The organism is Klebsiella sp. 28 (assembly GCF_018223905.1).
Taxonomy (GTDB): domain Bacteria; phylum Pseudomonadota; class Gammaproteobacteria; order Enterobacterales; family Enterobacteriaceae; genus Klebsiella; species Klebsiella pneumoniae.
Genome location: NZ_JAGRQY010000286.1, coordinates 1 through 1,141 on the forward strand (window position 1 = coordinate 1; position 1,141 = coordinate 1,141).

The window sequence follows — 1,141 nt, forward strand, 5'->3', positions numbered from 1 at the left end:
ATTTGAAACCTCTCACAAGCGCCCTTCAGTCTTCTACTAAAAATAGTAAGTCTTTTTATATGAACCTTATTTATTTTTTTATCAGACTTTATTATTTACATATAACATTGTTCATTAATATGTCAATTAAGTTAAAAATCGAAAATAGGTTTCATAAATTTCGATGCAAGTGGTTTTTAATACTAAAAAATATCTTATCAACTGGCTATTAACTTTTAAGTGTGTTCCAAAAATTCACTTGCTTATTCGCTAATAGGTCACTTCATCAGAAACTAGTTTCACCTCATATAGTCAGAGTACGTATTACCGGAATCCATTCCGGTAACACATTTTAGATATACTCATGTATCCCTCTGAATAACATTACTGATATTATCTATTTATGTCCATATCCCAGTCCAAAACACTATAATCATCAAAAGATCGTCCCGACTCTATATTTCTTATCAACATATCCTTGACATATAAATCATGAAAAAACATCACCCTTTTTAATAGCTCTGTTATATTTATATATTCATACTTTTCCTTTCCTGTACCATAAGCAGCCTTGTAATACTCAAACTCAGTTAATACTTCCTTCATGTGGATTCGTAGTGCAAACTCAACAACATCTTCATCATTTACATAAATCATTGCATCATCTTTGTTTACACTTGCCATGCTGTATATCCTGTCCACATACAACATTAGCGTTGCTGAAATGGCGAATATCATCGTTTCATCTTTTTTACTCAGATTATCTTTCTTCATCTATATCCTCTTTTTTGATTTTTAGTATTTAATAAAAAAACAGTTAGTGTTAACAAAACACCCAAGCATTACGCACAAGCCGTTCTGCTACTTCTTCGTAGTTAACCTCTTCAATATTCCCATGATGGCCTTCCTGCGCGGTTAACTTGTCAAAGTTATGACAAACATGATTAATCGTTATCCTTATAAATGCACTCATAAAATCAGCATCATCGACAAGATGCGAAATGCCGTCACTACACATATCCTGCATTGTTTTCCAGCTCGCTTCAAAAGAACGCTTTGCAAGATCATAGAACAACTCAGTAGATGTATTTTTACTTTCAATATTTTTAGTCATGATTACTCCTCATTTTTACATGATATATTTTAACTTACTCTTATTTTC

2 protein-coding genes are annotated in these 1,141 nt (G+C 31.8%); both read right to left on the reverse strand.

The window, feature by feature from the left end; genetic code table 11:
- Positions 1-372 precede the first annotated feature (372 nt).
- On the reverse strand, positions 373-753 hold the full coding sequence (locus tag KHQ28_RS28345; RefSeq protein ID WP_000711007.1) for a hypothetical protein: 381 nt from the start codon (positions 751-753) through the stop codon (positions 373-375).
- 49 nt (positions 754-802) lie between these two features.
- On the reverse strand, positions 803-1,093 hold the full coding sequence (locus KHQ28_RS28350) for a hypothetical protein (protein WP_042203313.1): 291 nt from the start codon (positions 1,091-1,093) through the stop codon (positions 803-805).
- Between the last annotated feature and the right edge of the window lie 48 nt (positions 1,094-1,141).

Bases quoted from the DNA above. Each gene is read 5' to 3' on its own strand.
- KHQ28_RS28345 (WP_000711007.1), bottom strand. From the start codon at position 753: ATGAAGAAAGATAATCTGAGTAAAAAAGATGAAACGATGATATTCGCC.
- KHQ28_RS28350 (WP_042203313.1), bottom strand. From the start codon at position 1,093: ATGACTAAAAATATTGAAAGTAAAAATACATCTACTGAGTTGTTCTAT.